24 protein-coding genes and 2 pseudogenes are annotated in these 26,817 nt (G+C 70.7%); 5 read left to right on the top strand and 21 right to left on the bottom strand.

Going from position 1 to position 26,817, the window contains the following annotated elements; genetic code table 11:
• The 7 genes from ACWD4G_RS37085 to ACWD4G_RS37055 form a co-directional block, all read right to left on the bottom strand.
• Nucleotides 1–1,584 carry a proton-conducting transporter transmembrane domain-containing protein gene (locus ACWD4G_RS37085; RefSeq protein WP_451301533.1) on the bottom strand — a complete coding sequence of 528 codons (1,584 nt, stop codon included), beginning with the start codon at nt 1,582–1,584 and terminating at the stop codon, nt 1–3.
• Entirely contained in the window at nt 1,584–2,276 is a 693-nt protein-coding gene (locus tag ACWD4G_RS37080; protein ID WP_451301531.1) for a hypothetical protein, read from the bottom strand. The genes ACWD4G_RS37085 and ACWD4G_RS37080 overlap by 1 nt, the downstream gene beginning before the upstream one ends.
• Nucleotides 2,273–3,229 carry a respiratory chain complex I subunit 1 family protein gene (locus tag ACWD4G_RS37075; RefSeq protein WP_451301529.1) on the bottom strand — a complete coding sequence of 319 codons (957 nt, stop codon included), beginning with the start codon at nt 3,227–3,229 and terminating at the stop codon, nt 2,273–2,275. The genes ACWD4G_RS37080 and ACWD4G_RS37075 overlap by 4 nt, the downstream gene beginning before the upstream one ends.
• The gene (locus ACWD4G_RS37070; protein WP_451301527.1) at nt 3,229–5,262 is read right to left on the bottom strand and encodes a proton-conducting transporter transmembrane domain-containing protein; all 2,034 of its coding nucleotides are present in this window, start codon (nt 5,260–5,262) and stop codon (nt 3,229–3,231) included. The genes ACWD4G_RS37075 and ACWD4G_RS37070 overlap by 1 nt, the downstream gene beginning before the upstream one ends.
• Nucleotides 5,259–5,741 (bottom strand): NADH-quinone oxidoreductase subunit B family protein, encoded by a 483-nt coding sequence (locus ACWD4G_RS37065; RefSeq protein WP_451301525.1) that lies wholly within the window; start codon nt 5,739–5,741, stop codon nt 5,259–5,261. The genes ACWD4G_RS37070 and ACWD4G_RS37065 overlap by 4 nt, the downstream gene beginning before the upstream one ends.
• A 99-nt stretch (nt 5,742–5,840) precedes the next feature.
• Nucleotides 5,841–6,206 carry an ArsR/SmtB family transcription factor gene (locus ACWD4G_RS37060; protein ID WP_451301644.1) on the bottom strand — a complete coding sequence of 122 codons (366 nt, stop codon included), beginning with the start codon at nt 6,204–6,206 and terminating at the stop codon, nt 5,841–5,843.
• Between the two features lie 574 nt (nt 6,207–6,780).
• Nucleotides 6,781–7,398: a TetR/AcrR family transcriptional regulator gene (locus ACWD4G_RS37055; RefSeq protein WP_451301523.1), complete on the bottom strand. Its 618-nt coding sequence runs from the start codon at nt 7,396–7,398 to the stop codon at nt 6,781–6,783.
• A 117-nt stretch (nt 7,399–7,515) separates the two neighbouring features.
• Between ACWD4G_RS37055 and ACWD4G_RS37050 the strand changes: the two genes are divergently transcribed.
• From ACWD4G_RS37050 to ACWD4G_RS37040, 3 genes are read left to right on the top strand one after another with little or no spacing between them, the layout of a single operon-like run.
• Nucleotides 7,516–8,637: an aminomethyltransferase family protein gene (locus ACWD4G_RS37050; RefSeq protein ID WP_451301521.1), complete on the top strand. Its 1,122-nt coding sequence runs from the start codon at nt 7,516–7,518 to the stop codon at nt 8,635–8,637.
• 18 nt (nt 8,638–8,655) lie between these two features.
• Nucleotides 8,656–9,501, top strand: a complete 846-nt coding sequence (purU, locus tag ACWD4G_RS37045) for a formyltetrahydrofolate deformylase (protein ID WP_451301519.1) — start codon at nt 8,656–8,658, stop codon at nt 9,499–9,501.
• 26 nt (nt 9,502–9,527) lie between these two features.
• Nucleotides 9,528–10,376 carry a bifunctional methylenetetrahydrofolate dehydrogenase/methenyltetrahydrofolate cyclohydrolase gene (locus ACWD4G_RS37040; RefSeq protein ID WP_451301517.1) on the top strand — a complete coding sequence of 283 codons (849 nt, stop codon included), beginning with the start codon at nt 9,528–9,530 and terminating at the stop codon, nt 10,374–10,376.
• A 123-nt stretch (nt 10,377–10,499) separates the two neighbouring features.
• On the opposite strand, the gene ACWD4G_RS37035 is transcribed toward ACWD4G_RS37040, so the two are convergent.
• The 12 genes from ACWD4G_RS37035 to ACWD4G_RS36980 form a co-directional block, all read right to left on the bottom strand.
• Nucleotides 10,500–11,222 (bottom strand): gamma-glutamyl-gamma-aminobutyrate hydrolase family protein, encoded by a 723-nt coding sequence (locus ACWD4G_RS37035; RefSeq protein ID WP_451301515.1) that lies wholly within the window; start codon nt 11,220–11,222, stop codon nt 10,500–10,502.
• Entirely contained in the window at nt 11,219–12,709 is a 1,491-nt protein-coding gene (locus ACWD4G_RS37030) for an aldehyde dehydrogenase (protein ID WP_451301513.1), read from the bottom strand. The genes ACWD4G_RS37035 and ACWD4G_RS37030 overlap by 4 nt, the downstream gene beginning before the upstream one ends.
• A 109-nt stretch (nt 12,710–12,818) precedes the next feature.
• Nucleotides 12,819–14,276, bottom strand: coding sequence for an APC family permease (locus tag ACWD4G_RS37025; RefSeq protein ID WP_451301511.1), 1,458 nt, complete (start codon nt 14,274–14,276; stop codon nt 12,819–12,821).
• A 143-nt stretch (nt 14,277–14,419) separates the two neighbouring features.
• The gene (locus ACWD4G_RS37020; protein WP_451301509.1) at nt 14,420–14,632 is read right to left on the bottom strand and encodes a ferredoxin; all 213 of its coding nucleotides are present in this window, start codon (nt 14,630–14,632) and stop codon (nt 14,420–14,422) included.
• A 32-nt stretch (nt 14,633–14,664) separates the two neighbouring features.
• Nucleotides 14,665–15,861 (bottom strand): cytochrome P450, encoded by a 1,197-nt coding sequence (locus ACWD4G_RS37015; protein WP_451301507.1) that lies wholly within the window; start codon nt 15,859–15,861, stop codon nt 14,665–14,667.
• Between the two features lie 253 nt (nt 15,862–16,114).
• Nucleotides 16,115–16,717, bottom strand: a complete 603-nt coding sequence (locus ACWD4G_RS37010; RefSeq protein WP_451301505.1) for a TetR/AcrR family transcriptional regulator — start codon at nt 16,715–16,717, stop codon at nt 16,115–16,117.
• A 72-nt stretch (nt 16,718–16,789) separates the two neighbouring features.
• The gene (locus ACWD4G_RS37005) at nt 16,790–17,635 is read right to left on the bottom strand and encodes a fumarylacetoacetate hydrolase family protein (protein ID WP_451301503.1); all 846 of its coding nucleotides are present in this window, start codon (nt 17,633–17,635) and stop codon (nt 16,790–16,792) included.
• Nucleotides 17,628–18,560: a 3,4-dihydroxyphenylacetate 2,3-dioxygenase gene (locus ACWD4G_RS37000; protein ID WP_451301501.1), complete on the bottom strand. Its 933-nt coding sequence runs from the start codon at nt 18,558–18,560 to the stop codon at nt 17,628–17,630. The genes ACWD4G_RS37005 and ACWD4G_RS37000 overlap by 8 nt, the downstream gene beginning before the upstream one ends.
• Nucleotides 18,553–20,040: an aldehyde dehydrogenase gene (locus ACWD4G_RS36995; protein WP_451301499.1), complete on the bottom strand. Its 1,488-nt coding sequence runs from the start codon at nt 20,038–20,040 to the stop codon at nt 18,553–18,555. The genes ACWD4G_RS37000 and ACWD4G_RS36995 overlap by 8 nt, the downstream gene beginning before the upstream one ends.
• Nucleotides 20,041–20,075: 35 nt before the next feature.
• Nucleotides 20,076–20,882 (bottom strand): acetoacetate decarboxylase family protein, encoded by an 807-nt coding sequence (locus ACWD4G_RS36990; protein WP_451301498.1) that lies wholly within the window; start codon nt 20,880–20,882, stop codon nt 20,076–20,078.
• 15 nt (nt 20,883–20,897) lie between these two features.
• A complete protein-coding gene (locus ACWD4G_RS36985; RefSeq protein WP_451301496.1) occupies nt 20,898–22,115 on the bottom strand; it encodes an NAD(P)/FAD-dependent oxidoreductase in 1,218 nt (405 codons plus the stop codon).
• Nucleotides 22,116–22,117: 2 nt separating this feature from the next.
• Nucleotides 22,118–22,306 carry a ferredoxin gene (locus ACWD4G_RS36980; RefSeq protein WP_210582041.1) on the bottom strand — a complete coding sequence of 63 codons (189 nt, stop codon included), beginning with the start codon at nt 22,304–22,306 and terminating at the stop codon, nt 22,118–22,120.
• A gap of 367 nt (nt 22,307–22,673) precedes the next feature.
• On the opposite strand from ACWD4G_RS36980, the gene ACWD4G_RS36975 reads away from it, so the two are divergent.
• Both ACWD4G_RS36975 and ACWD4G_RS36970 read left to right on the top strand, forming a co-directional pair.
• Complete coding sequence (locus ACWD4G_RS36975) at nt 22,674–24,002, top strand: glutamine synthetase family protein (protein ID WP_451301642.1); 1,329 nt, start codon at nt 22,674–22,676, stop codon at nt 24,000–24,002.
• 17 nt (nt 24,003–24,019) lie between these two features.
• The gene (locus ACWD4G_RS36970; RefSeq protein ID WP_451301494.1) at nt 24,020–25,306 is read left to right on the top strand and encodes a cytochrome P450; all 1,287 of its coding nucleotides are present in this window, start codon (nt 24,020–24,022) and stop codon (nt 25,304–25,306) included.
• 166 nt (nt 25,307–25,472) lie between these two features.
• Here ACWD4G_RS36970 and ACWD4G_RS36965 read toward each other — a convergent pair.
• Nucleotides 25,473–25,955 (bottom strand): annotated as a pseudogene (locus ACWD4G_RS36965) (3-oxoacid CoA-transferase subunit B); the annotation flags it as partial.
• Nucleotides 25,955–26,541, bottom strand: a pseudogene (locus tag ACWD4G_RS36960) (CoA transferase subunit A). The pseudogenes ACWD4G_RS36960 and ACWD4G_RS36965, both read right to left, overlap by 1 nt.
• Nucleotides 26,542–26,817 lie beyond the last annotated feature (276 nt).

The raw sequence follows: 26,817 nt of genomic DNA, 5'->3' as shown, positions 1-26,817 counted from the left end.
TCACGGCCCTCCGATGGTGTCCGCAGCGGTGTGCAGCAGGTCGGTCAGCGGACCGAGGGCCACGCCCGGGGCCGCGCAGGCCAGCAGACCGAGGATCAGGGGCCAGAGTGCCGACGGGCTCTCGTCGGTCGTATGGCCGTCGGGTGCGGGCCCGAGCAGCATCCGGCCCGTGCGGGCGACGAGCGCGGCGAACGCCAGAAGGACCAGCAGGAGAGCCACGGCGACGGGCCATCCCATCCCCTCGGCGAAGCCGGCGCGTGCGATGGCCACTTCCGAGGCGAAGAGGCTGAAGGGCGGAAAAGCCAGGAGTGCCACGACCGCGAGCCCGAACACCCCTGCCAGGCCCGGAACTTGAGCGAGCAGGCCGCGTACGCTCCCGATCTGGGAAGTCCCCCGCACGTGCAGGATGCGCCCGGAGGCGCAGAAGGCGACGGACTTGGCCAGCCCGTGCCCGGCGATGTGCAGCAGCACGGCGGACAGAGCGAGCGGGCTGCCGATCGCCGCGCCGAGGGCGATCAGGCTCATGTGCTCCATGCTGGAGTAGGCCAGCATGCGTTTGTAGTCGCGCTGGGCCAGCAGCAGGGCGACGGCCAGCGCGAGGGTGAGCAGGGCGATACCGGCCAGCAGGACCCGGGTGAAGTCCGTGCCCAGCGCGACGTCGGCGATGACCCGGTAGCGCAGGATCGCCGCGAAGGCGACCGACAGCAGCACCCCGGACATCAGCGCGGAGACCGGCGCGGGTGCCTGGCTGTGGGCGTCGGGCAGCCAGGCGTGCAGCGGGACGAGGCCGGCCTTGGCGCCGAAGCCGAGGACGACGAGGGTGATGCCGAGCCGGGTGACCGCCGGGTCGAGGCGGTCGGCGCGGGCGATGAGGGTGGGCCAGTCCAGCGCCCATGCCTCGGCGATGCCTGCCTGCCTGGCGGCGTAGTAGATCAGGACGGTTCCCAGGAAGGCGAGCGCGATTCCGGCGGAGCAGATCACCACGTACTTCCAGGCCGCCTCCACCGACGTACGGGTGCGGCGGTGGCCGACGAGGAAGGCGGTGACGATGGTGGTGGCCTCGATGGCGACCCACAGCACGCCGAGGTTGGCGGTGAGCACGGCCAGGGTCATGGCGGCGAGGAAGGCGTGGACGAGGGCGTGGTAGTGCGCTGCCGCACGGCCGGTGGTTCGTTCGCCCGCCAGGTGGGCGGGGGCCGAGGCGCAGGCGACGAGCGCGACCGCGCCGATGACCAGCAGCATCCAGGCGGTCAGCGCGTCAGCGCGCAGTAGTCCGGAGTACGCGGCCGTCGGGCCGTCGTCGACGACGGTCACCGCGAGCAGGCTCCCGCACAAAAGGATCACGGCGGGCGGGACGAGTCCCGCCCAGGCCGACGCATACCGCCTCGGGGGTGTCCCGCCTTCGGGTCCCTCCGCCACCAGGACGGAGCCCGAACCTCGTACCGCGGGCGCGACGGCGGCGGGTGCCGGTCGGCGTGTGCGCAGTCCCGTCAGGGCGTACACCCCGGCAGCGGCCAGCGGCACGGCGGTGGGCGCTGTGAGCAGCAGCGCGGAAGCGGCGGGCCCTTCTGACAGACGCAGCATCAGTCGTGCAGCTCCCGCAGGTCGTCGATGTCGGTGGTGCCGAACGCCGCCCGCATCCGGGTGGTGAGGATCTGCAGGACGAGCACGGCCAGCAACACGTCGAAGGAGACCCCGAGTTCGACGATGAGCGGTACTCCGGAGGCGGCCAGGAAGGCGGTGGCGGTGATGCCGTTGTCCAGCAGCAGGAAGCCGACCACCTGGGCGAGGGCACGCCTGCGGGTCACCAGTACGAAGAACCCGATCAGGACGACCGCCGTCCCCACCGGCAGGGCACGGGTGGCAGGCGTCGGATTCAGCTCGGTCAGGGGCCGGCTCACCACGTAGGCCAGCAGGGTCAGCAGTGCCGCGGTCAGCAGCGAGGCCGCGACATTGACCAGCGGCTGGGTCTCCCGCGTCTCGGCATCCTCGGTGCCGTGGCGCCGGCGGTCCTCCGTGGGGGCAAGCAGAGCGCGACGCATCAGATAGGGCAGCACCCCGGCGCGCAGGACCCCGATGCCCAGGCCGACGCCGACCAGGTCCCACCGCTCCTCGTGCACGCCGAGGAGCACGGCGATGGCGGCCAGCGCGACGCCTTGGAGGGCGAAGACCCGTACGATCGCGGCGAGTTCGCGCCGCCACAGCACGATCACCGCCGCGAGCAGGAAGGCACCGCAGGCCAGGTCGAGGAGCTGGGTGAACAGGCCCTCGCTCATGACTCACCCCCCAGGAAGAACGAAGCGGTCACCGCGAGCAGCGCCAGCAGGAAGGACCCGGCGAGCAGTTCGGGCACCCGGAACAGCCGGACCTTCGCCCAGAACACCTCGGCCGCCGCCAGCACGGCGCCCAGCACGGCCAACTTCACCGCGAACAGCGCGAGCGCCAGCAGCAGGGCGGTCCATGAGGCGCTGGTGGCGATCCCCCAGGGTGCGAACAGAGAGGACAGCAGCCCCAGCAGCAGGGTGAGCCGCATCTGGGCGCCGAGTTCGACGAGGGCCAGGTCGGGTCCGGCGTACTCCAGCACCATCGCCTCGTGGATCATCGTCAGTTCGAGATGGGTGGAGGGGTTGTCCACCGGAATCCGCCCGGTCTCCGCCAACACCGCCACCGCGAGCGCGGCCGTGGCCAGCAGACCGGCCGGGGAGGCGAGCCGGGCCGGGTCGTGCACCGCGCCGGAGACGATCGCGGGCAGGTTGGTCGTCCCGGCCGGTATCGACAGAGCGAACACCGACAGCAGGATCGTCGGCTCCACCAGCGCCGCCACCGTCATCTCCCGGGAGGCGCCCATCCCGCCGAACGCGGTGCCGGTGTCCAGCCCTGCCAGGGCCAGGGCCAGGGTGCCCAGCGCGATCAGCGCCACGACGACGATCAGGTCGGCGTGCGGGCCGACCGGCGTGTCCGTCGACAGCAGGGGCACGAGCCCGGTGGCGACCACGGTGGTGGCCACCAGCACCACCGGGGCGGCCCGGAACGCGGGCCCGGTCCCCACTGGAGTGATCGGCTCCTTGCGCAGCAGTTTCCGCGTGTCCCGCCACGGCTGCAGCACGCCGGCGCCGGCCCGCCCTTCGATGCGGGCCCGCACCTGCCGCATCCACCCGGTCAGCAGCGGAGCCCCCGCGCCGACCACCACGACCTGGCCTGCCACGGCCACATATCCGATTCCGTTCATCACCAGCCCACCGCCAGCACCGACAGCAGCACGACCAGGCCGACGAAGCCGTAGCCGAGATAGAGATGGACGCTGCCTCCCGCGAGCCGCCGCGCCGCCCGGCCCGCGCCGGCGAGAGCGGTCAGCACCGGTTCGTACAGCCGGTGCTCGATCCGGTCGGGTACCCGCCGCTGGAAGCGCACCCGCTCCACCAGGTACGCCGACTCCCGGACCGGTGTGACGTCCACGTCCTGTTCGGGTGCGAGAACGTCGTCGAAAACCCGCTGCAGCGGCTCGGCGAACGAGGTCGCCGTGTACGCCATGCGCGGCGTCGGCGCCCCACCGCCGCAGTCCCACAGCCGTGCGTTCGCCCGCCGCCGACGGCGCCGGTACAGCCGGGGCAGACCGGCGGCCGGCATCAGGGCGGCGGTCAGGGCTGCCGTGATCCACAACGGCGACAGCGAGGCCGAGATGTCGGCGAGCCGCACCTTCAGCCCACCACCCGAGACCGCCCCGCTGCCCGGCAGGCCGACCGCGCCCACGGCGCGGTCCAGACCGTCGCCCAGCAGCCCGGGCACCAACGCCAGGGCGGCACACAGCACTCCGAGCAGTCCCATACCGGCGAGCATCAGCGGCGGCGCCTCCTTCGCCTCGGCCGCCCGCTCGCTGCGGGGCCGGGCGAAGAAGCCCGTCCCGAGCGCCTTGACGAACACCGCCGCCGCGACCCCTGCGGACAGCGCGATCAACGCCACCGACAGCGGCAGGATGACCGCGACCGCGACGCCGGGTACCTGCAGCCCGTGGATGAGGGACTGCAACAGCAGCCACTCGCTGATGAACCCGTTGCCCGGCGGCAGCGCCACGGCCCCCAGCCCGGCGAGCGCGAAGAGCCCCGCGGTGGCGGGCATACGCGCCCGCAGCCCACCGAGCAGGTCCAGGTCCCGCAGGCCGGTGGCCCGCAGTACCGACCCCGCGGTACAGAACAGCAGGGCCTTGAACGCGGAGTGGTTGACCACGTGCAGCAGGGCCGCCGCCAGCGCCAGAGCGGCCAGTGGTCGGTCGCCGTGGGCGGCGAACAGCCCGGAGGCGCCCACTCCGATGAGTACGAGCCCCATGTTCTCGCTCGTCGAGTACGCCAGCAGCCGCTTCAGGTCCGAAGCCATGGCGGCCTGAAGAATGCCGTACACCGCGCTGGTCCCGCCCACCGCCATCAGCCCCAGCCACCACCACGCCGGGCCGCCGCCCAGCAGATCGAGGCCGGTGCGGACGAGCCCGTAGACGCCGAGGTTGACCATGGCGGCGCTCATCAGCGCCGAAACGGGAGACGGTGCTTCGGGATGCGCGCGGGGCAGCCAGGCGTGCAGGGGCACGGCGCCCGCCTTCGATGTGAACCCGGCCGCCACCAGCACGAACACCAGGCCGCGCACCGTCGGCGACACGGCGTCCGCGCCTGCCCGCAGGGCGGCGAAGGTCTCCCCGCCCGCCTGGGCGGCGAACAGCGCCAGCCCGGCCAGCAGCACCACGAGACCCAGGTGGGTCATCACCGCGTACCAGGTGCCCGCCTGCCGCACCGACTCCCGCTGCCGGTGCTCGGCCAGCACCAGCAGCAACGACGTGAGCGCCATCGACTCCCACAGCGCCAGGAACGTGGACACCGATGCCGCCACGGGGACCAGTACCAGCGTGAGCGCGAACAGCGGCAGCACCGTCTGCGCCGTGCGCGAGCCGAGCCCGTGCGGGCCGTGCCCGGAGGCGTAGCCGATGCCGTACACCGCGACCGCGACCACGACGGCCCCCGCCACCGCCATGAACAGTCCCGCCAGCGCATCCACCGCCAGATACGCCCCCGCCAGCGGCAGTACACCGGGGAGCGTGTCCGCCCAGCGGCTTCCTCCCAGCGCGGCCACACCCGCCGCACCACCGGCCACCCCCACACCCGCGGTCAACACCCCGACCACCGGCACCCGCACCCGCTCCGCCGGCACGAGTCCGGCCAGCACGCCCGCCGCGCCGAGCCCTGTGGCCGTCGCGAGGGCGGCCGGCACCATGCTCATCTCCCGGTCACCCTCCTGAGCGCCGCCACGATCGCCTCCGGCTCCGGCGGGCACCCGGGCACCGCCAGATCCACCGGTACGACATCGGATACGGCGCCCTCGACGCCGTACCCGCCCGCGAACTCCCCGCAGTTGATCGCGCAGTCCCCCACCGCGACCACCAGCCGCGGCTCACCCATCGCCGCCACCGTGCGCCGCAACGGCTCGGCCATGTTCCGCGTCACCGGGCCGGTCACCAGGGCCACGTCCGCGTGCCGGGGGGAGGCCACGAGCCGTGCCCCGTACCGCTCGGCGTCGTACACCGGGTTGAAGGCGGCGGCGATCTCGATCTCGCAGCCGTTGCAGGAGCCGGCGTCCACGCACCGCACCTGCACCGAGCCGCCCAACTCCCGTGCTCCCGGCGGGGCTTCGCCCTCCGGGCGTGGAGGGGCGGGCTCGGCCACCCGCCCGGTCTCTCGGATCTTGCGCAACAGGCCCATGAACCCCTCCCTGACGCGGCGAGGACTCTCTGCTTCGTGTGTGGCTATCGAGATGCCCGAACCCCGAGTTACAGCACTTTCCTGATGTTTTGCCCAGTTTTATCGGTCTTTGCCGGACGAGAACTTCCTTGCCTCCGACTGCGCTGCCCGCAGGTCGGCGAGTATCTCGGCCTGTCCGGCCAGGACGCCCGACAGAATGGTCCGCGCCACCCGAAGCAGCTCGGCCACGTGCGGGCTGGTCAGCGAGTAGTACACGGTCGAGCCCTCCTTGCGGGTCACGACCAGGTTCGCCCGGCGCAACACGGCCAACTGCTGGGACAGGTGCGCCGGTTCGATGCCCACCTCGGGCAGCATCTCCGCGACCGCACGCTCATGCTCGCTGAGCAGTTCCAGGACCCGGATACGCGCGGGATGGCCGAGCGTCTTGAAGAACTCGGCCTTCAGTTGGTAGAGCGGCGTGGTCACCATGCCGCCCCCTCCCCGGCAGGGCACCACGCCCGTACCCGTCCCACCCGCCCGGCTCGTGCGCATCGCGTCCACTCACCCGTCCCAGACATGCGAATCACCCTCACGCGCGACACCGCCCGGACCGGGGCCGCACTGCGAACCGGGCGGCCCGGAGATCCCGCGACGCCAACGAGACGACGACCAGTGCTGACCTCAGGAATTGCTAACATTAGCAATTCCACACTTCTTGCGAGGAGGCTTAGTGAGAATCACCCCGCTGCGTGGTGCCGGCGTCGCCTGGCTCAAGTGCCCCAACTGCCGTCTCAAGTGCCGCCCCAGCGCCGTGGGTCCGGACGGACACTGTCCGCGCTGTGGCGATGTCCGCATGGTCAAGTTGTCGTTCGGCGGCCGGGCCCTCAGGTCCGCGCCGGAGGCCGACCGCAGCTGAGCCGCTCCCCCACCGCGCGGGCGACCAGGGCGGTTGGCGGTTCCCGGCGGGAGGCGTGTCGTACGGTCGGGCTGCCTGGCCGTGCCCTTGGACAAGGCTCGTCATCGCCGCTCCCGAGGTTGACGCGGGAGAGCTCCGGCTCATTCAGCGCACCGTCGGACGCCCCGGTGACGTCTGCGCGCGATGGGCCGCGAGGAGTCGGCGCAAGGCGTCGACACTCTCCTCAGTGCGGCCCGGTGCGCCGGACGTGACCTGGTGGAAGACCAGGCCGTCCAGGGCCGCGAAGACGATCTCCGTCATCTCCTGCGACACGTCGAAACAGGCCAGTGCCTCGCGGACGGCATCGCGGTACGCGTCGTACAGCAGGTCGACGTGGCGCCGCAGCTCCGGCCGCCGACCGGATTCGAGCTTCAACTCGTACTGGAACGCCTGAATGTCGGGGTCGGCCGCGATGAAGTCGGCCAGGGTCGCTGCGAAGTCCTCCAGCCTTCCGCTGGCGGGCACCAGTGAGGACGTCTCGATGCTGCGTGTGACGCACCACCGCAGCGCCTCTTCGAGCAGCGTGTCGCGCGAACCGAAGTGGTGGGCGACCAGCCCGTGCGTGACCCCGGCTTCGGCGGCGACGGCACGGTAGGTCAGCTTTCGCAGGCCGCCACGGGCCACCACCCTGACGGCCGCTTCCAGGAGCGCCCCCCGCCCTTCGCCGTAACCGGGCCGGGCGTCGTGGCCGGCCTCACCGCCCGTCTCTGCCGCGGCAGTCACTCACCCTCCCCTTCGCTTGTCGGCCTGCCCTCGGATCTGAATCTATCCTATTGACAAGTTATCCAGATGGATAGATTCTCGCTGCAGCGCACGCCTCCTCTCTCCACTGGAGTCCCCATGGCCATCCCCGAAGGACTGAGCACCACCCCGTTCGCTCCCCGCTACGCGGACCGAGTCGAGGAGTGGATCGACATCTACGGCAACGCCGTACCACTGGCCATCGGTGATCCGGCCGAGGAGTACGAGGCCATCCGCACCGCCGTCGGGGCCTCGGAGTACTCGATGCTCTACAAGTGGCATGTCGAAGGCGAGGAGGCGGTCGCCACCGTCGACGCCGTCTTCTCGCGCGGCGTCAAGGGGCTGGGCGCCGGACGCATCGCCTACGGCGTCGTGGTCGACGCCGACGGGATGATGCTGGACGACGTGACCGTGGCCGTCCTCGCGCCCGACCACGTCGTCGTCACCGGCGGCAACCCGGCCACCTCGCGGTCGCTGGCCGCTCACGCGCCCGCCGGGACCACGGTCACCGAACGCCGCGACGAGTCCGCCGTCCTCACCCTGCAGGGCCCGCGCAGCCGCGACGTCCTCCAGCGCCTCACCCGCGTCGACGTGTCCAACGCCGCGTTCCCCTACTACACCTTCCTGCGCGACGCCCTCGTCGCCGGCATCCCCGCACAGGTGAGCCGGCTCGGGTTCACCGCCGAGCTCGGCTACGAGATCCAGGTCCCGCGCGAGCGGGCGCTCGCGCTGTGGGACGCGGTCTTCGAGGCGGGCGCGGACCTGGGGATCAGGGCCTTCGGCGCGATCGCCCTGCTGACCTGCCGCACCGAGGCCGGCATGATCATGGGCGAGCTGGAGTACGACCACACGGTCACCCCGTTCGAGTGCCGGATGGGCTGGGCGCTGGACTTCGACAAGGGCCCCTTCCAGGGCCGGGACGCGCTGCTGGCCAAGAAGGACAGCGCGACCGGCCGTGTGGTCAGCGTCGTCGTGGACGCCGCGCCGGAGGCCGCCGAGGGCGCCCGGCTGGAGCTGGACGGCCGTGACATCGGCTACGTGACGATGGCGCTGCCCTCGCCCGTCCTCGATGGCGCCACCCTCGGTCTGGCCCGGGTGCACCGCGACGCCGTGAAGTCCGGTACCGCGCTGACCGCCGTCGCCGCCGACGGCTCCAAGGCCGACGCCACGGTCCGGCCCACCCCCGTGTACGACCCCGAGCGCGCCCGCGTGCGGGCCTGACCCGACGGAGTTCCTGACGTGCAACGCTTCATTCTCACGCTCCGCTGCCCCGACCAGCCGGGCATCGTCCACGCACTCGCCGCGGGCGTCGCGGAGGCCAAGGGCAACATTCTGGAGAGTGCCCAGTTCTCCGATCCCGGCACCGGCGTCTTCACCATCCGTGTGTGCCTGGAGACACCCGAGGCCGACACGGAGGGCCTGCGGGACGCGCTCACCCTGCGCCTGGCCCGTTTCGACCCCCTCCTGACCGTCCGGCCCGAGGAGCAGCGCCGCCGGGTGCTGCTGATGGTGTCGAAGTTCGACCACTGCCTGGTCGACCTGCTCTACCGCTGGGACCTCGGCGAACTGCCCGTCGACATCCCGCTGATCGTCTCCAACCACCCCGACCTGGCGCCGGTCGCGCAGCGGTACGGCATCCCCTTCGTCCACCTCCCCGTCACCCGCGCCACCAAGCCCGAGGCGGAGGCCGAGCTGCTGCGGCTGGTCGCCGAGCACCAGGCCGACTTCGTGGTGCTCGCCCGCTACATGCAGGTCCTCTCCGACGACCTGTGCCGCAAGCTGTCCGGGAGGGTCATCAACATCCACCATTCGTTCCTGCCGGGCTTCAAGGGCGCGAAGCCCTACCACCAGGCCCACGAGCGGGGCGTCAAACTCATCGGCGCCACCGCCCACTTCGTCACCGCCGACCTGGACGAGGGGCCGATCATCGAGCAGGACGTCGTCCGCGTCGGCCACCGCCACACCGCACCGGAGCTGGTCGCGATCGGCCGGGACGTCGAGCGTGTCGTCCTGGCCCGGGCGGTCCGGCTGCACGCGGAGGACCGCGTCGTCCTCACCGGCTCCCGCACCGTCGTCTTCTCCTGACAGCCGCACCGAGAGGCTTGTGTGACATGACCACCGCGATGCTGCTCGACGGGAAGGCCGCGGCAGCCGAAACCAAGCGTGAACTCGCCACGCGGGTGGAGGTGTTGAAGAGCCGGGGCGTCGCCCCGGGGCTGGGCACCATTCTGGTCGGCGACGACCCGGCCAGCCGCTCCTACGTCGGCGGCAAGCACCGCGACTGCGCCCAGGTCGGTATCGCGTCGATCCGGGTGGAGCTGCCCGCCACCGCGACCCAGGCCGAGGTCGAGGCCGCCGTGCTCAGGCTCAACGCCGACCCGGCGTGCACCGGTTTCATCGTCCAGCTGCCGCTGCCGGCCCACATCGACACCCACGCCGTGCTGGAGTCCATCGACCCGGCCAAGGACGCCGACGGGCTGCACCCCGCCAACCTGGGCCGGCTCGTGCTGGGCATACCGGCGCCGCTTCCCTGTACCCCGCGCGGCATCATCGACCTGCTGCGCCGCAACCGCGTGCCCATCACCGGACAGCAGTTCTGCGTCATCGGCTGCGGGCTCACCGTGGGCCGCCCACTCGGTCTGATGCTGACCCGCAGCACCGAGCACGCCACGGTGACCCTGTGCCACGAGGCCACTCAGGACATCGCTGCCCACGCACGAGTCGCCGACGTGGTGGTGGCCGCGGCCGGCGTGGCCCATCTGGTCAGGCCCGACTGGATCAAGCCGGGCGCCACCGTCCTGTCCGTGGGCATCACCCGGACCGTCGAGGGCATCCTCGGGGACGTCCACCCGGACGTCGACCAGGTCGCCGGCTCGTTCGCGCCGCCGGTCGGCGGGGTGGGGCCGATGACCCGTGCCATGCTGCTGACCAACATCGTCGAGGCGGCGGAGCGCGGCTGAACGCCGGTGTACGGCGTGGGGGCCGGCCCGCGAGGCCGTGCCCCCACGCCCTTTGCGCGGCCGTCCGGCTGGAGAGCCGTACGCGTGCCTCCACGCGACGGGAACAGTCGGTTCATGGCTGTGTCAGCGTCTGGTGTGGGCGGCCTGGACCAGTGCGTCGAGCAGGCCCTGCTGGGCCGGGTTCTGGTCCGCGGTGTCCTCGGGATGCCATTGCACCGCCGTGAACCACCCTGGGTGTCCGGGCAGTTCGAGCCCTTCCACCGTGCCGTCGGCGGCCCGCGCGGTGACCTTGAGCCCGGCGCCGACGCGGTGGACTCGCTGGTGGTGGTAGCAGGAAGCCTCCGTCTTCTCGGCGCCGGTGGCCTGTTCGAGCAGGGTGCCTCGCTCGATCGCGACCGGGTGCACGATGTGCCGGTGTTCGCGTTCGGCGCCGCCCATGTCCTGTTCCAGGCTGCCGCCGAGGGCGACGTTCACCACTTGCAGACCGCGGCAGATCGCCAGCAGGGGCAGCCCCAAGTCCAGTGTCCGGCGGGCTACTTCGAGGTCGAACACGTCCTGGAGGTCGTCGACGTCATAGACGCTGTCATGGGTGTCGGTGGCTCCGTAGCGGTGCGGGGCCAGGTCGCCGCCGCCCGGGAGCAGTACGCCGTCGAAGCGGACGAGACGCTCGGCCACGTCGGCTGCGGCCGGATCGGCGGGGTGGATGCTCACCGGCTCTCCCCCGGCCCGCCACACGGCCTCGACCAGCGCGCGGGCGTTCACCTCGGCGGCGTAGCGGAGCGCGGACGTGGTGGCGGCGAACCGGGCCGGAATCGCGATCAGGGGTCGCGTGTGCGTGCGGGTCACAGCTGTATCCAGGTGGTCTTCAGTTCGGTGTACTTCTCGATGGCGTGGGTGGACTTGTCGCGGCCGTTGCCCGACTGCTTCATGCCGCCGAAGGGCACGGTCAGGTCGCCCTCCTCGTAGCAGTTGACCCAGACCGTGCCGGCCTTGAGTGCGCGCGAGACCTTGTGGGCGGTGGACAGGTCGGAGGTCCACAGGCCGGCGGCGAGGCCGTATTCGGTGGCGTTGGCGAGCCGTACCGCCTCGTCGAGGTCGTCGAAGGCCAGGACGGACAGGACGGGGCCGAAGATCTCCTCGCGGGCCAGCCGCATGCCGGGGTCGACCCGGTCGAACACGGTGGGCCGCAGGTAGCTGCCGCCGGTCTCGGCCAGGGCCCGGCCCCCGCCCGCGCGCAGCCGGGCGCCCTCGTCCAGGCCGGAGGCGACATGCTCCAGGACCCTGCCGAGGTGGCCCTCGCCGACCAGCGCGCCCATCTCGGTGGCCGGGTCGAGCGGGTCGCCGACCCGCAGCTCGCGCGCCCGTGCGACGACGGCTTCCGTGACCTGTTCGGCGATGGACGAGTGGACCAGCAGCCGGGAGGGCGCGGTGCACATCTCGCCCTGGTTGAAGAAGATGCCCCAGGCCGCGGTCGCCGCCGCTTTCTGAAGGTCCGGGGCGTCGGGCAGCACGATGTTGGGTGACTTGCCGCCGAGTTCGAGCCAGACGCGCTTGAGGTTGGAGTCGGCGGCGTAGCGCAGGAAGTGGCGGCCGACGGCGGTGGAGCCGGTGAAGGCCAGGACATCGACGCCCGGGTGGAGGCCGAGCGCCCGGCCGGCCACCGGCCCGTCGCCGGTCACGACGTTGAGGACGCCCGGCGGCAGTCCGGCGTCGGTGGCGACGCGGCCGAGCAGGAGGGCGGACAGCGGGGAGGACTCCGACGGCTTCAGAACGACCGTGCAGCCGGCGGCGAGCGCGGGAGCGATTTTCCAACTCGCCAACGTGAGCGGGAAGTTCCACGGCACGACGGCGCCGACGACACCGGTCGGCTCCCGGGTGATCAAGGCGAGGGCGTCCGGCGCGGTGTGGGGGGACTCGTCGGTGAGTTTGTCGGCGAGCTGCCCGTACCAGCGGAAGGTGTTGATCGCGGCGCGCAGCTCGATGGCGTACGCGTCCGTGATCGGTTTGCCCATCTCCAGGCTCACGGTCAGCGCCAGTTCCTCGCGCCGTTCCTCCAGCAGTTCGGCGATCCGCAGCAGGACCCGGCCGCGCTCGGCGGGCGCCAGGTGCGGCCATGGCCCTGTGTCGAAGGCGCGGCGCGCCGCCGCGACGGCGAGATCGACCTCCGCCTCCCGTGCGTCGGCGACCTGGACCAGGGGCTGTCCGTCGCGCGGGGAGATCACGGCGAACGATCCACCGTCACCGGCTTCGCCGCGGCCGTCGATGTGGTGCTGCGTGGGCAGATCGAGTCCCTTGGCGCGGCGCAGCAGTTCCTCATGGGTGGCGTTCAGCACGCGCTCTCCCTCTCCGTTTCATTCGGTGACAAGCGACTCACGTTGTTCGGCAAAGGCCCGATACGGCCGGGGCACAGGCTCCGGCCGTATCGGTGGGGGCTCACGGTGTTCAGTCGGCGGTCGCCCCCCTGGACCGCGTCAGCCGGGCGGCGACGACGCCGAGGATCAGCACCACGGGAACGGTGAGCTGGAGCCATATGGCCGTGGTCCGATCACCGCCGATGAGCGTCGTGAAGTTGGCGATGATGAGCCAGATGGCACCCGCGATGCCGAGCGCGCCCAGCACGGGGGCGATCAGGGTGTTCCAGAGGCGAGTGTCGGCGCCGGAGCGGCGGAAGAACACGACGACCGAGACCGAGGTCAGGAAGTACAGCAGCATGATGCCGAGGACGGCGACCCCGCTGAACCAGGAGAAGAGGGTCAGTACCGGGTCCTTGCCCAGGACCGCGAACGGCACCACCAGCAGCACGGCGATGACGGTCTGCACGGTGCCCGCCACCCAGGGCGAGTGCCGTCTGTTGGTGGCGGTCAGTCCGCGCGGCAGGAGCCCTTCGCGACCGAGGGAGAACAGGTAGCGGTTGGCGGAGTTGTGGAAGGCGAGGAGGCCGGCGAAGAGGGAGGTGGCCAGCAGGATCGGCAGCACGTCGTCGACCCAGCCGCCGAACTGGGCGGCGATCGGCGCGAAGACGAAGGCCGTGGCGTCGCCGCTCTCCAGGGCCTTGCCCGCCTGGGCCGCGGCCTGGGACGCGCCGTGCGCGGAGATCAGCATCCATGAGGTGAAGGCGAAGAAACCGGTGACCACCGCGACGGAGAGGTAGGTGGCCCGGGGGACGGTCTTGCGGGGTTCGCGGGCTTCCTCACCGTAGATGGCGGTGGCCTCGAAGCCGAACATCGACGCCACGGCGAACATCAGCGCCACGCCGGGAGCGCCCTGGAGTGCGGCGGACGGCGAGAAGCTGTCCGTGAGGCCGAGCCCCTCGGGGCCACCGCCCTTGAAGAGGGTCACGACGGCGAAGACGATGAGGATGCTGAACTCGGCCAGTACGAAGACGGCGAGGACCTTGGCGCCCATCTCGACGCCCGAGGCGCCCAGGACCTGCACGATCGCCATGGTGACCAGCGCCCAGACCCACCACGCCACATGGGCCCCGGTGTGGTACTCGACCAGACCGCTCACGATGGCTCCGTACAGCCCGTACATGCACGCCTGGACGGCGCAGTAGGCGAAGAGCGCGACGGCGGCGCTGCCGGAGCCGGTCGAGCGGCCGAGTCCTTTGCCGATGTACGTGTAGAAGGCGCCGGCGTCCACCACGTGGCGGCCCATGGCGACGAAGCCCACGGAGAACAGCAGGATGACGACGCCGGCCGCGAGGTAGGCGGCGGGAGCACCCGCGCCGTTGCCGATGGCGACGGCGATGGGCACGGCCCCCGCGATGCCCGTCAGCGGCGCCTGAGCCGAGAGAACGAAGAAGAGGATGCCCAGGACACCGAGAGAATCGGACTTGAGCCTGCCTGCCATGGATGCATCATGAGCGGTCTGCGGGGGAACCGCGGTCTGACTGTCCACTCGAATCACCTGCCGGGGACGGGGAGGGGCGAGAGTTTGTTTTGAGCCAAACGAGTTGCCTCATAGTGGGCTGGAACTATCCGTTTGGCAAGGGGTGTCGGGGAGATCCTTTTGCGGCCGCGGAGGTATGAGCCGCGTCCCGTCTACTCGTGCACCGTGATGGCCTGGAGCGGACAGACCTCGGCGGCCTCGTACAGCTCTTCGGCGCTCTCCTCGTCCACGTCGGCCTCGTAGACGTCGGTCGCCCGCGACCGCAGGGTCAGGCGTCCCTCGTCGTCCAGCGCGAACAGGTCGGGGGCCGCGTACACGCACTGGCCGTGGTCCTGGCACTTCTTGAGGTCGACTTCGACCTTCATGACGGCTCCTGTCTCTCGAAGGGGGCGGGGGGTCACAGGAAACGGACGGGGAGGTGGGTGATGGTGCGCAGGAACTCGGTGTGGGCGTAGGCGGGCTCGCCCGCCAACTCGACGCCGGAGAACCGGTTGACGATCGAACTGAAGACGATGTCGGCTTCGGCGCGGGCCAGGACCTGGCCGGCGCAGCCGTGCATGCCGGAGCCGAAGGCCAGGTGCTGGCTTGCGGCGACCGGGCGGGTGTGGTCGAAGGTGTCGGGGTCGGCGAACACCTCGGGGTCGCGGTTGGCGGAGGCGATGAGCAGGGCCAGCGCCTCCCCGGCCGGAACGGTGACGTCGCCGATGACCGTGTCCTGCGTGGTCAGGCGCACCACCATCGACTCGGGTGTGTCGATCCGCAGGATCTCGTTGATGATGCCCGGCCGGGACTCCGGCTCGTCCCGGTAGGCGGCGAACAGCTCGGGCCGCCGCGCCATCAGCCAGATGCCGTGGTTGATCAGGTGCTTGACGTCGAGATGGCCCACGGCGAAGAACAGGAAGATGGTGTGGACGACTTCTTCCTCGGTCATCCTGCCCTCCTCCCGCGCGGCGATGAAGGCGTCGATCAGACCCTCGCCGGGGTGGGCGCGCTTGTCGGCCACGAGCCGGCGGATGTGCTCGGCGAACCAGGCGAACGCCTCCGTGGTGGCGCGGGCCTCCTCGTCGTTGCCGCCGGGGCCGAGGCTCAGCCCGATCTCGTAGGTCTTGCGCTGGATGGCGTCCATCTCGGTCGGCTCGATGCCGAAGATGTGGCAGGTGGTGTCGAAGGTGCACTTCAGGGAGAGGCCGTCGGCCGCGTCCAGGGTGCCGTCGCCCTTCTCGACCTCGTCGAGCACGGCCTCCACCGAGGCCCGCATCACCTTGGACCACTCCTCGACGGCCTTGGGCGTGAACCAGCGGTTGGTGATCCGCCGCAGCCGCGTGTGGTCGGGGGCGTCCTTGCCGAGCATGGTGTGGTGGATCGGGGCGGCCGGCCCGAAGTCGAGCTGCTGCACGCTGAGGGTGGGGTTGCGGATCAGCCGGGCGACGTCCTCGTAGCGGGAGACGACGTACAGGCCGACCGGATGCCGGTAGACGGGGTGCTCCTGCCGCAGCCGCGCGTAGTACGGGTAGGGGTCCGCACGGAAGCCGGGGTCGCGGAAGGGCAGCAGATCCTCGGCGGCGGACGCGGGTCCGGCGGTGGTGACGGTCATGTCGTGGCACTCCTCGTATCGGGCGCGAGGCGGAGGGGGAGCTGGGGAGTGGGAGAGGGGGGCGACCGATGGGCCCTGTACGGGGGCGGCCAATGGCCCTGTACCGCGAGAATTATCCACTCGGATAATTTCGTCAATACTTCGCGGCCCGGTAATCAACTCTTTACACCGCCGGAAACAGCCGAGTCCCCGTCGCCGTGCGACGGGGACTCGGCCTGACCTGCGGTTACGGCAGGGACTGCCGCATGGGCGACTACTCTGCGTCTCCCTGCCGCCGGGTCAGCAGCGACCGCAGCTCCTTCAGCGCGGCCTCGGTGACGTCCGGCTCGTCGAGGACCAGCTGGTGCAGTACGAGACCCTCCAGGGCGGCGAAGACAAGCCGGGTCAGGGCGGGGCTGGTGCCTTCGGGCAGGCTGCGGGACAGTTCCCTCTCCGTGGCGCCGAAGTACTCGGCGTACAGCGCGCGGATCTGCGGCAGCAGCTCGGGCCTGCGCCGGGATTCGAGCATGAGCTCGTACTGGAACGTCTGCAGGGCCGGCTCGCGGGTGACCATGTCCGCCAGTCCCGCCGCGAAGTCAGCGATGTCGCCCGTGCCGGGTTCCAGGGAACTCGTACTGGCGCTGGTGCGCACCGCGTGTTCGAGGGCGGCCTCGATCAGCGCGTCCCGCGAACCGAAGTGGTGCACCACGAGCCCGTGCGTGACACCCGCCTCCTCCGCGACGGCGCGATAGGTGAGCTTGCGCAGTCCGCCCCGGGCCACCACGCGCACGGCCGCGTTGAGCAGGGCCTCACGGCCGGTCCCGTAGTCCACGCGCTTGCGGGGCTTGGCGGGTGGCTTCTCGGAGGAATCGCTCATGAACGCGACCCTACCCGTACGTCGGGACCGGCAGACCGCGTACGTCGGGACGGGCAGGCCGCCGCAAGGGTGTCATCGCTTGGGCGGGCGGATGCCGCGGAACTCCCAGTCGCCGCCGAGCGCGGTGGACAGTACCTCCTCCGATTCGGTGGGCTGGGCGCCGACATCGGTACGGACGGGGGTGGGGCCGGTGACGACGTGGTTGGTGAGCCGGCCGAGGCCCTCGACCTCGACCTCGACGACGTCACCGGGCTGGACGGGGCGGGAGTTGGCGGGGGTGCCGGACAGGAGAACGTCGCCCGGGCAGAGGGTGATGGTGCGGGCGATGTCGGCGACGAGGTAGTGCATGTCCCACTTCATCTCGTCGGTCGTACCGTCCTGGACCACCTTGCCGTTGACGTAGGTGCGCAGGCTCTTGCCGTGGAAGTCCCAGTCGGTGACCAGGCCGGGGCCGAGCGGGCAGAGCGTGTCGGAGCCCTTCACCCGGAGCATGGAACCGGCGTCGGTGTCGCGGAAGTCGTGCAGGCCGTAGTCGTTGGCGATGGTGTATCCGGCGATGTACTCGCCCGCTTCGGCCGGGGAGATGTTGCGCGCGGTCTTCCCGATGACGATGGCGACCTCGCCCTCGTAGTTGAGCCACTTGCAGCCCTCGGGGCGGACGATGGCGCCCTTGTGGGAGTTGAGGGCCGAGGTCGGTTTGTGGAAGTAGGTGGGCGTGTCGGGGAGTTCGATCCGGAACTCGTCGACGCGGCTGCGGTGGTTGAGGTGGACCGCGATCACCTTGGAGGGGACGACCGGGGGCAGGTGCTGTGCCTCCTCGGTCTTGACGCGGCGGCCGTCCCCGGCGACGAGTTCGTCCCCGTCGACGGTGACCTGGACGGCGGCGCCGTCCAGCAGGATGCGGCGGTACTCAGGCATGGGTGGTCTCCGGGGACGTCGTGGTCGGGCTGGCGGTCCAGCCGCCCTCGGGGCGGTCGAACCAGAGGTGCACCTGGCCGGTGCCGATGGAGTTCTCGTACTCGCCGTACTGGCGGGCCTTGGCGACGCAGGCGCGCTCGCCGAGGGCGCCGGCCATCATCAGGTAGTGGAAGAACTTGGCCTCCGGCTTGTACTTCCAGAACTCGTCCATGGTGTCGAGGACCTTGTCGTGGCGGCCCTCCTTGAACCAGGCGATGCGTTCGAAGTCCGCCGCGCGGGCCTCGGGCGTGAAGATGTGCGCCGGGTCGCTGGCCTCGTGGTCGCGCAGCTCGCGCAGCGGCCAGAAGGTGTGTGAGAGGGCCCCCGACGCGATCAGCAGGACCCGCCGCCCGGGGGTGGCGGCGATGCCGTCGGCCAGGGCGCGGCCGAGGCGCAGGTGGTCCTCCATGTCGCCGGTCTGGCAGACGCCGATGGTCACCCACCGCTTGTCGGGCAGGCCCTCGCCGAGAAACTTCCAGAGGTTGATGGTGGCGTAGTAGATCGGCAGGTGGTCGTCGTCGATCGGGGTGATCCACGTGCCGTGCTTGTCTGCGAACTTCGCGATGTTCTCGGCCAGTTCGGGATCACCGGGGAAGTCGTACGGCATCCGGCACATCCCGCGCGGCAGTTCCTCGGAGGTGAACAGGCCGGCGCGGCGGGCTTGCGCGGTGACGACGAACTCGACGGTGGTGGCCCAGTGGGAGTCGAGGACGACGACGGTGTCGTATCCGCCGGCGGCATCGCGCGCGAAGACGTCCTCGCGCAGCTGGTTCAGGCCGGTGACGAGGGTGATCTCCTTGCCCTCGTTGAGCTCCAGCCGGTCCTGCTCGGGGAGCACGATGGTGGGGACGTGGGCGAGCAGGCCCGCCCCGACGATCTCACCCATGGTTCTTCCATCCGTTCGGTGCGGTCACGGTGTTCTTGACGTCGCAGTAGAAGTCGAAGCTCCAGGTGCCGCCCTCGCGGCCGACGCCGGAGAGCCGGGACCCGCCGAAGGGGGCCCGCAGATCGCGGACGAAGAAGCAGTTCACCCACACCGTGCCCGCGACCAGCCGCGCGGTGACGCGCTCGGCGCGCTCCCGGTCGCCGGTGGCCACGGTGGCGGCCAGCCCGAAGCGGGTGCCGTTGGCCAGCCGGACGGCCTCGTCCTCGTCCGTGAAGGTCTGCAGCGTCAGGACCGGGCCGAAGACCTCCTCCTGCACGATCTCCGAGTCCTGGGCGACATCGGTGAGCAGGGTGGGCGCGTAGTACTGGCCGTCCTCGCGGTGGCCGCCGATGACGGCACGGGCCCCGGCGGCGAGCGCCCGCTGCACGAAACCGTCGATCTTCTCCAGCTGGCGGAAGTGAATGTTGGGCCCGATGTCCGTGGCCTCGTCGCGCGGATCGCCCTGCTTCAGCGCGCTCGCCTTCTCGACGAACCGGCGCGTGAACTCCTCCGCGACCGGCTCCTCGACCAGCAGCCGGGTGCCCGCGAGGCACACCTGGCCGGCGTTGTCGTACTGCTCCACCGCCAGGTCGACGGCGAGGTCCAGGTCCGCGTCGGCGAACACCAACAGCGGTGACTTGCCGCCGAGTTCGAGACTGAGCGGCGTCAGGTTCGCGGCGGCCGACGCGGCGATCCGCTTGGCCGTGGGCACCGAGCCGGTGAAGCTGATGCGGCGCACGTCGGGATGCGAGGTGAGCGCGTCGCCGATCTCGGAGCCATAGCCCTGGACGACGTTGAGGACACCTGCCGGGAGCCCGGCCTCGGCGGCGATGTCGGCCAGCAGGGAAGCGGTCAGCGGCGACCACTCGGCGGGCTTGAGCACGACCGTGTTCCCGGCGGCGAGGGCCGGCGCGACCTTCCAGGTGGCCAGCATGAGCGGGGCGTTCCACGGGGTGATCAGGACGCAGGGGCCGGCCGGGTCCCAGCTGACGCGGTTGGTGTGGCCGCGGCCCGCGGCGGAGCCGCTCGTGTATGTCGTGAAGTCCTCGTGCTCCAGCTTCAGCAACCAGTCGGCGAAGAAGCGGAAGTTGTGGGCGACACGGGGCATCACGCCGCGCCGGTGTGAGCGCAGGAGAGCGCCGTTGTCGGTGGTCTCGACGATGGCGAGCTCTTCGATCCGCTTCTCGACACCATCGGCGATGGCGTGCAGGATGCGGGCGCGTTCGGCGCGGGAGGTGGCCGCCCAGGCGGGGAACGCGGCCTTCGCGGCGGCCATGGCGGCGGCCGCCTCCATGGCCGTGCCCCGGGAGATGTCGCCGATCGTGCCGCCGTCGATGGGTGAGACGTCCGGGAACGTCCGCGCCGAGGCGACGCGCTCGCCGCCGATCCAGTGCCGGGTGTCGACGGCTACCCCGGCCACGGTGATGGTGTGTTCGCTCATGCTCTGCTCCTGGCGGTCTCGCGAGGTGGTGGGGGCTACTCGGCGCCGGAGGTGCCGGCTTCCAGCAGTCGGCCGCCGTCCCAGACGACGCCGACCTGGCGGTAGTAGGCGGCGATCGGCTCGCGGATCTCCAGGCGGGCCAGTTCTTCGGTGGGCGCCTCGAACAGCTCCAGCTCGGCGTCGCCGCGCCATGCCTGTCCCGCCTCGAAGGACGCGGCGCCCGACTCGATCAGCTCGTCCAGGGCGAGGCCCTTGCCCTTCTCGATGGAGGGCAGCCAGCGGTGGTGGGCCATCGGGTGGGCGTTGACGAAGCCGTTCGTCTGCGACGGCTCGCGCAGGGTGACCACGGTGTGGGCGAGGCGCCGGTCGGCGGCGGCGAGCGTGGCGCCGAAACGGGCCCCCGCCTCGATGCGCGGCGCGGGGCCGTACGGGTGCGGGCGGGTCTGGTGGATCGAACCGAGCTTCTTCGGATAGCCCTGGTGCAGCCCGCGCGCGATGGCGAAGTCCTTGTCGACCCAGATGTGGACGCAGCGCGAGTAGGTCTGTCCCTTGTACTGGCAGCGGACGACCGCGAACGCCTCCTTGTACTGGGAGAGCACGGGATCGAGCAGTTCCTCGCCGGACGCCGAGCAGGACTGCCAGTCGGCCCAGATCAGCGCCACCGCGCCCGGGTCCTCATCGGCCAGCTCCAGTGGCTCGGGAAGCAGTTCACGCACCCGCGAGGGGTCCGTGCGGTACTCGACGGTGAGCAGGTCCCCGGAGTACCGCCAGGGCGGTGAGGGGATCAGCGACGAGGCTCCGCTCGCCGTCTTGGGGAAGAGGAATCCACGGACGGTGGTCATGATCAGCAAAGTCCTTCAGGCGGTGAGGGCGGGCTGCTTGAGCAGTTCGGAGCGGTATCGGGAGGCGGCGGCCGCCGCGGCCTGACCGCCGAGGGCGACGACACCGGCCAGCCGGCCGCCGGCGTGGTAGCCGACGACGACCTCACCGTCGAGGTCGCCTTCCAGGACCCGCACGTCCTCCTTGCCGAGTACCGGTGCGCCGAAGGACTGCAGGCGGAAGTCGTGCTGGTCGCTCCAGAAGGTGGGCAGCGGCGCGAACGGGGGCAGGTCGTGGCCGGTGCCGGTCAGCTGGGCGAGGAGGGTCTTCGCGGCGTGCTTGGCGGTGTCCGTGGGGATGCTCCAGTGCTCCACACGGCGCGGTACGCCGTCGTAGCGGGCGTTGGGGAAGCGGGCGACGTCGCCGACGGCCACCACGTCGGGCCGTCCGCCGACGCGCAGGTGCTCGTCGGTGAGCACGCCGTCGCCCAGGTCGAGGCCGTTGCCGTCCAGCCACTCGGTGTTGGCGACCGAGCCGACCGACTCGACCACCACGTCGGCGGGCAGGACGGTGCCGTCGCCGAGGGCGACGCCGGTGACGTGGTCGTCGCCGGTGAAGCCGGTCACGCCCGTGCCGAGGGCGAAGCGCACACCGCGTTCTTCGTGCCGCTTCAGCAGGGCCCGGGCGAGGAGTTCGCCGAGGGGGCCGACCATCGGCAGGGGCAGCGGGTCGACGACGGTCACTTGCTGGGCGCCCAGGGCGACGGCGGTGGCGGCGACCTCGCAGCCGATGAAGCCGCCTCCGACGACGACCACCCGGGCTCCGGGCCTGGTGAGGGCCTGCCGCAGGCCCTGCGCGTCGTCGATGGTGCGGACCGTGTGCCGGCCCGCGAGCGGGCCGGGGCAGCGCAGGCGCCGGGGCCGCATTCCGGTGGCGACGACCAGACCGTCGTACGAGAGGGCCTCGCCGTCGTCGAACTCGACGACGTTCTCCACGAGTCGCGCGGCGACGACCTTGGTGCCCAGCCACCACTCGGCGTCGGCCACGCTAGCCCGCGGGCGGAAGGCGAGGGATTCGAAGGGTGCCTTGCCGGCCAGGACCTCTTTGGACAGGGGCGGCCGGTTGTAGGGCATGTGCGGCTCGTCACCGACGAGCGTGATGGCTCCGGTCCAGCCGGCGGCCCGCAGTTGCTCGGCCGCGCGCAGGCCGGCCATGGAGGCGCCGGCCACGACGACGCGTGCACTCCTCGACGTCATGGTCAGTCCTCGATACGGATGGCCTGGAGCGGGCACACGTCGGCGGCTTCCTCGACCTCGTCGCGCAGCGCGTCGTCGGGGTCGGGGACGTAGGCCAGATGGCCGCTGTCGTCCATGGAGAAGACATCGGGGGCGGCGAAGACGCACTGGCCGTGGTCCTGGCACTTGTTCATGTCGACGACGACCTTCATGGCAGGTCCTCCTGAAAGTGAGGGCGTCGGAGCGGGGGCGAGGGGAGGAAGAGGGGCCCGACCGTCGTCGATGGCATCGCGGTCGGCCGGGCCCCGGCCAAGGGCCCGGCGACTGACCGGACCCCTACTCATTTGGCTTCAAACAACATAGGAAGCCGCCCACCCCTGGTCAATACCTATCCATGCGGATAATTTTTTTCCAGCCCCCTCTTGCGGGGTGCCCGCAGCCCCCATACCGTTTGGCCTCAAACAAGCCGGTCCATGCGCCCCTACCCGCACCGGCCCTCCGACCTCTTTCGCCACCCACACCCCAGCGCCCGAGGAGACATCGGTGAGCGCAGCCCCAACCCCCAGCCTCCGTCAGCACATGCAGCGGCTCGCCGCCGAGGGCATCGACGTGGTGCGCGTGACCTATCCCGATCTCATCGGCACCGACCGCGCACGCGACATCCTGCTGGACCATCTGCCCTCGGCCTGCGACCACGGCCTGGCCTTCTGCCGCGCCGTTTACCACACCAGCCCGCAGGGCGACGTGGTCCCCGTCTCCGGCGGTCTCGACGCCGGTCTGCCCGACATCGCGGTGCGACCGGACCTGGACACCCTGCTCCCCCTCCCCTGGGAGCCCGGTGTCGCCTCCTGCCTGGCCGACGTCACCGACCCGGCCACCGGCCTGCCCGCGCCCGAGTCCCCCCGCGATCTGCTGCGTGCCGTCCTCGCCCGGTGTGCCGAGCACGGCCTGCGTCCGGTGGTCGGCCCCGAACTGGAGTACTTCCTCTGCGACGAGGACCCTGCCTCCCCCGGCGGCTGGAAGCGCTATACGGGCGCCACCGGCGTCGTCTACACGGCGGGCCTGCGCGCCGACAGCGACAACCACCTGCTGCGCACGCTGCGCCTGCTGCGGGACATGAACATCGGCGTGACCAGCGGAAACCACGAATTCGAGGGCGGCCAGTTCGAGATCAACCTCACCCACTCCGACGCCCTGTCCGCCGCGGACCGCGCCTTCCGCTTCAAGTCCGCGGTCAAGGAGCTGGCCCGGAAGGAGGGGAAACTCGCCACCTTCATGGCCAAGCCGTTCAACGACGCGGGAGGCTCCGGATTCCACCTCCACCTGTCATGCGACAGCTCCGACGAGGAAGGCGCCGGGAATGCCTTCGACGATCCCGCCGGGCCGTACGGGCTGTCCGCCGCCGCCCGCCACGCCGTCGCCGGTATCCTCGCCCACGCCCCGGCCCTGGCCGCGCTGGCGAACCCGACCGTCAACTCCTCCAAGCGTTTCGGCCCGGACACCCTCGCCCCCTGGCTGATCGACTGGGGCCTGGACAACCGCAGCGCCATGGTCCGCATCCCGCCCGAGCGCGGCTCCGGGGCCCGGCTCGAACTGCGCCTCGGTGACGCCAGCGCCAACCCGTATCTGCTGATCGCGGGCACGATCGCCGCCGCGCTGCTCGGGATTCTGGCCGGCGAGGAGCCCCCCGCCCCGCTGGAGGGGTACGGCTACGACACCGCCAGGGCGGCCGTGCTGCCCATGAGCCTGCCGGCCGCGCTGGACGCCCTGGAAGCGGACACGGAACTGACCGACGTCCTCGGCAAGGACTTCACCGCCTCCTTCCTCACCTACAAGCGCAACGAAATCGAACGCTTCCAACGGCACGTCACCGACTGGGAGTTCACCGAGTACGCCTACCATCTGTGACGACTGGGAGCCACGCGATGACGACCGAGACCCCGACCGCCGCCGTGCACGAACCGATGCCGCTGGCGGACGTCAACCTCGCCGACCTGGACAACTTCACCGACGGCGTCACCCCGTGGCGCATGTTCCACACCCTGCGCCACCAGGACCCGGTGCACTGGCAGCCCGAGGACGCCCCCAACTCCGGTTTCTGGGCGGTGACCCGGCACGCCGACATCGCCCGTGTCGACCGCGACGCCGAGACCTTCACCTCGACGAAGTTCGTCAATCTCGAAGAGGTGGACGAGGACCAGATCAAGAGGCGCGCCTCCATTCTGGAGCTGGACGGTGTCCGCCACCGCGCCCTGCGCAGTCTGCTCCAGCGGCAGTTCGGCGCGAGCGTCATCAACAGCTACACCTATTTCCTGCGCGGCCTGACGGCCACCACGCTGGACGCGGCGCTGGCCAAGGGGACCTTCGACTTCGTCAAGGAGGTCTCCGCCGACTTCCCCATCAACGTCCTGGCCCGGCTCCTCGACGTGCCGCCGGAGGACAACCAGCAGCTCATCGACTGGGGCAACCGGATCATCGGCAACACCGACCCCGACTACGCCGACGTCCTGCTGGACAGCGCGGAGAGCGAGCAGTACCGGCACCTGCCCTTCCGCTCGCCCGCTTCGGTGGAGGTCTTCGAGTACGGCCGTGAGCTGGCCCGGCAGCGGCGCGGCGGCGACGGCACCGACCTGGTGTCGAAGCTGGTGAACACCACTCCGAGGGACGGTGTGCCGCTCTCGCCGCAGGACTTCGACAACTACTTCCTGCTCCTCGTCGTCGCCGGCAACGAGACCACCCGGCACACCATCACCCACTCCATGCTGGCCCTCCTCCAGCACCCCGAGCAGCTCGCCCGTCTCCAGGAGGACCCGTCCCTGATCCCGGTGGCGGTCGAGGAGTTCCTGCGCTGGGCCTCCCCCGTCTACCACTTCCGCCGCACCGCGAGCCGTGACGTCGAACTCGGCGGCAAGCAGATCAAGGAGGGCGACAAGGTCGTCATGTGGTACGCCTCCGGCAACCGCGACGAGGCGGCCTTCGGCAACCCCTACGACTTCGACGTCACCCGCGCCGACAACGACCACGTCACCTTCGGCAAGGGCAGCCCGCACCTTTGCCTGGGCAACCTGCTCGCGCGGACCGAGATCCGCATCATGTTCGAGGAACTGATCCCGCGCCTCGCCGACATCCGGCTCGCCGGGGACGTCCCCCGCGTCCGCTCGAACTTCGTCAACGGCATCAAGAGACTGCCGGTCGAGGTGTCCCTCGCCTGAACAGCACCGGGCGCGGAGCCCGGACGGAGGCATGCCGCCCGGGGACGCAGCCACCTCCTTTGATCATCCTGGGCACGACCACGCCGCGGGGTGTCCCTCTCTCTCTCTCCCCCCCCGGCAAACCGAACGGCCCGTTCTCTCGCGACGACTCACGTAGCGATGCCTACGGCAGCGTGCAGTCCTTCACGATCTTCGCCGAGCCGTCCTTGGCGTTGTGCTCCATCAACACGATGACGCGACGGGCACCGTGGATCAGGTCCATCGCACCGCCCATGCCCTTGACCATCTTCCCCGGGGTGTTCCAGTTGGCCAGATCACCGGCTTGGGAAACCTGCATGGCGCCGAGGACAGCGACATCGATGTGCCCGCCACGGATCATCCCGAACGAGAGGGCCGAGTCGAAGAACGCCCCGCCGGGCAGAACCGTGACGGTCTCCTTACCCGCGTTGATGAGATCGGGGTCGATCTCCGCCTCGTCCGGATAGGGGCCCGTGCCCAGAATGCCGTTCTCGCTGTGAAGGACGACGTTGACTTTGGGAGGGAGGAAATTCGGGATACGGGTGGGCAGCCCGATGCCGAGACTGACATAGGAACCGTCGGTGAGTTCCGCTGCCGCTCGGGCAGCCATCTGGTCTCGATTCCAGGTCATCAGTTGTCACTACCAGAATGAGTGGGGCGCCCAGTTCGCTTCTCGACACGCTTGGTGGTGCCGTCGACCGGCCCGATGACCCGGTTGACGAACACACCAGGCAGGTGAACCTCTTCGGGCCGGATGACCCCGGGCTCCACAAGCTCCTCGACCTCGGCAATCGTCACCCGTCCGGCCATGGCCGCCAGGGCAATCCGCCATCGGCAACCTGAGTGCCCACGCCGGCGGGGGTATAGAACGCGGGAATGCCACAGCCGCCCGCGCGTAGCCGTTCAGCCAGTGTGCCTTGGGGGATGAGCTCGACCTCCAACTCGCCCGCGAGGTACTGGCGGGCGAACTCCTTGCTCTCCCCCACATAGGAACCGGTGACGCGGGCGATACGACCGGTCGCCAGCAGGATGCCGAGCCCCGCATCGTCCACTCCGCAGTTGTTGGACACGACCTGAAGGCCGCGAGCCCCTTGCCGGTAAAGAGCGTCAATAAGTGTCTCAGGTATGCCACACAGGCCGAAGCCTCCCACAGCCAGGGATGCACCGTCGGGTATGTCGGACACCGCCTGGGCGGCCGAATCGATCACCTTGTCCACAGTGTCGTGGTTCCTCAGGGAATCCTGTAAGTCGTGCCCGCGCCAAGAGGGGGGCGCTCCACCTTTCTGCGAGCGGACGTGATCGACGCCCGGCATGGCGTGCCCGTCAGGCAACCCCGGTCGCGTCCGAAGGGGTGGGGATGCGACCGGGGTCCTGATCCGCTCGGGCAACGGCGCTGATCTAAGGCGTCGTCTCATTTGGTGAGTCTGCGGTAGCAGATGAGGCTGCAGGCGATGGCGGTGAAGGCCAGGAAGTGTTCGGCCTTGCGTTCGTAG

This window comes from Streptomyces sp. NPDC002643 (genome assembly GCF_053592555.1).
The sequence above is the reverse complement of the archived record's forward strand: the minus strand, read 5'-3'. Positions and strand labels throughout refer to the sequence as shown.

Bases quoted from the DNA above. Each gene is read 5' to 3' on its own strand.
- ACWD4G_RS37070 (WP_451301527.1), bottom strand. From the start codon at position 5,262: ATGAGCATGGTGCCGGCCGCCCTCGCGACGGCCACAGGGCTCGGCGCG.
- ACWD4G_RS37005 (WP_451301503.1), bottom strand. From the start codon at position 17,635: ATGCCTGAGTACCGCCGCATCCTGCTGGACGGCGCCGCCGTCCAGGTC.
- ACWD4G_RS37040 (WP_451301517.1), top strand. From the start codon at position 9,528: ATGACCACCGCGATGCTGCTCGACGGGAAGGCCGCGGCAGCCGAAACC.
- ACWD4G_RS37080 (WP_451301531.1), bottom strand. From the start codon at position 2,276: ATGAGCGAGGGCCTGTTCACCCAGCTCCTCGACCTGGCCTGCGGTGCC.
- ACWD4G_RS37065 (WP_451301525.1), bottom strand. From the start codon at position 5,741: ATGGGCCTGTTGCGCAAGATCCGAGAGACCGGGCGGGTGGCCGAGCCC.
- ACWD4G_RS37075 (WP_451301529.1), bottom strand. From the start codon at position 3,229: ATGAACGGAATCGGATATGTGGCCGTGGCAGGCCAGGTCGTGGTGGTC.
- ACWD4G_RS37085 (WP_451301533.1), bottom strand. From the start codon at position 1,584: ATGCTGCGTCTGTCAGAAGGGCCCGCCGCTTCCGCGCTGCTGCTCACA.
- ACWD4G_RS37020 (WP_451301509.1), bottom strand. From the start codon at position 14,632: ATGAAGGTCGAAGTCGACCTCAAGAAGTGCCAGGACCACGGCCAGTGC.
- ACWD4G_RS37010 (WP_451301505.1), bottom strand. From the start codon at position 16,717: ATGAGCGATTCCTCCGAGAAGCCACCCGCCAAGCCCCGCAAGCGCGTG.
- ACWD4G_RS36985 (WP_451301496.1), bottom strand. From the start codon at position 22,115: ATGACGTCGAGGAGTGCACGCGTCGTCGTGGCCGGCGCCTCCATGGCC.
- ACWD4G_RS37015 (WP_451301507.1), bottom strand. From the start codon at position 15,861: ATGACCGTCACCACCGCCGGACCCGCGTCCGCCGCCGAGGATCTGCTG.
- ACWD4G_RS36990 (WP_451301498.1), bottom strand. From the start codon at position 20,882: ATGACCACCGTCCGTGGATTCCTCTTCCCCAAGACGGCGAGCGGAGCC.
- ACWD4G_RS36995 (WP_451301499.1), bottom strand. From the start codon at position 20,040: ATGAGCGAACACACCATCACCGTGGCCGGGGTAGCCGTCGACACCCGG.
- ACWD4G_RS36980 (WP_210582041.1), bottom strand. From the start codon at position 22,306: ATGAAGGTCGTCGTCGACATGAACAAGTGCCAGGACCACGGCCAGTGC.
- ACWD4G_RS37050 (WP_451301521.1), top strand. From the start codon at position 7,516: ATGGCCATCCCCGAAGGACTGAGCACCACCCCGTTCGCTCCCCGCTAC.
- ACWD4G_RS37000 (WP_451301501.1), bottom strand. From the start codon at position 18,560: ATGGGTGAGATCGTCGGGGCGGGCCTGCTCGCCCACGTCCCCACCATC.
- ACWD4G_RS36975 (WP_451301642.1), top strand. From the start codon at position 22,674: ATGCAGCGGCTCGCCGCCGAGGGCATCGACGTGGTGCGCGTGACCTAT.
- ACWD4G_RS36970 (WP_451301494.1), top strand. From the start codon at position 24,020: ATGACGACCGAGACCCCGACCGCCGCCGTGCACGAACCGATGCCGCTG.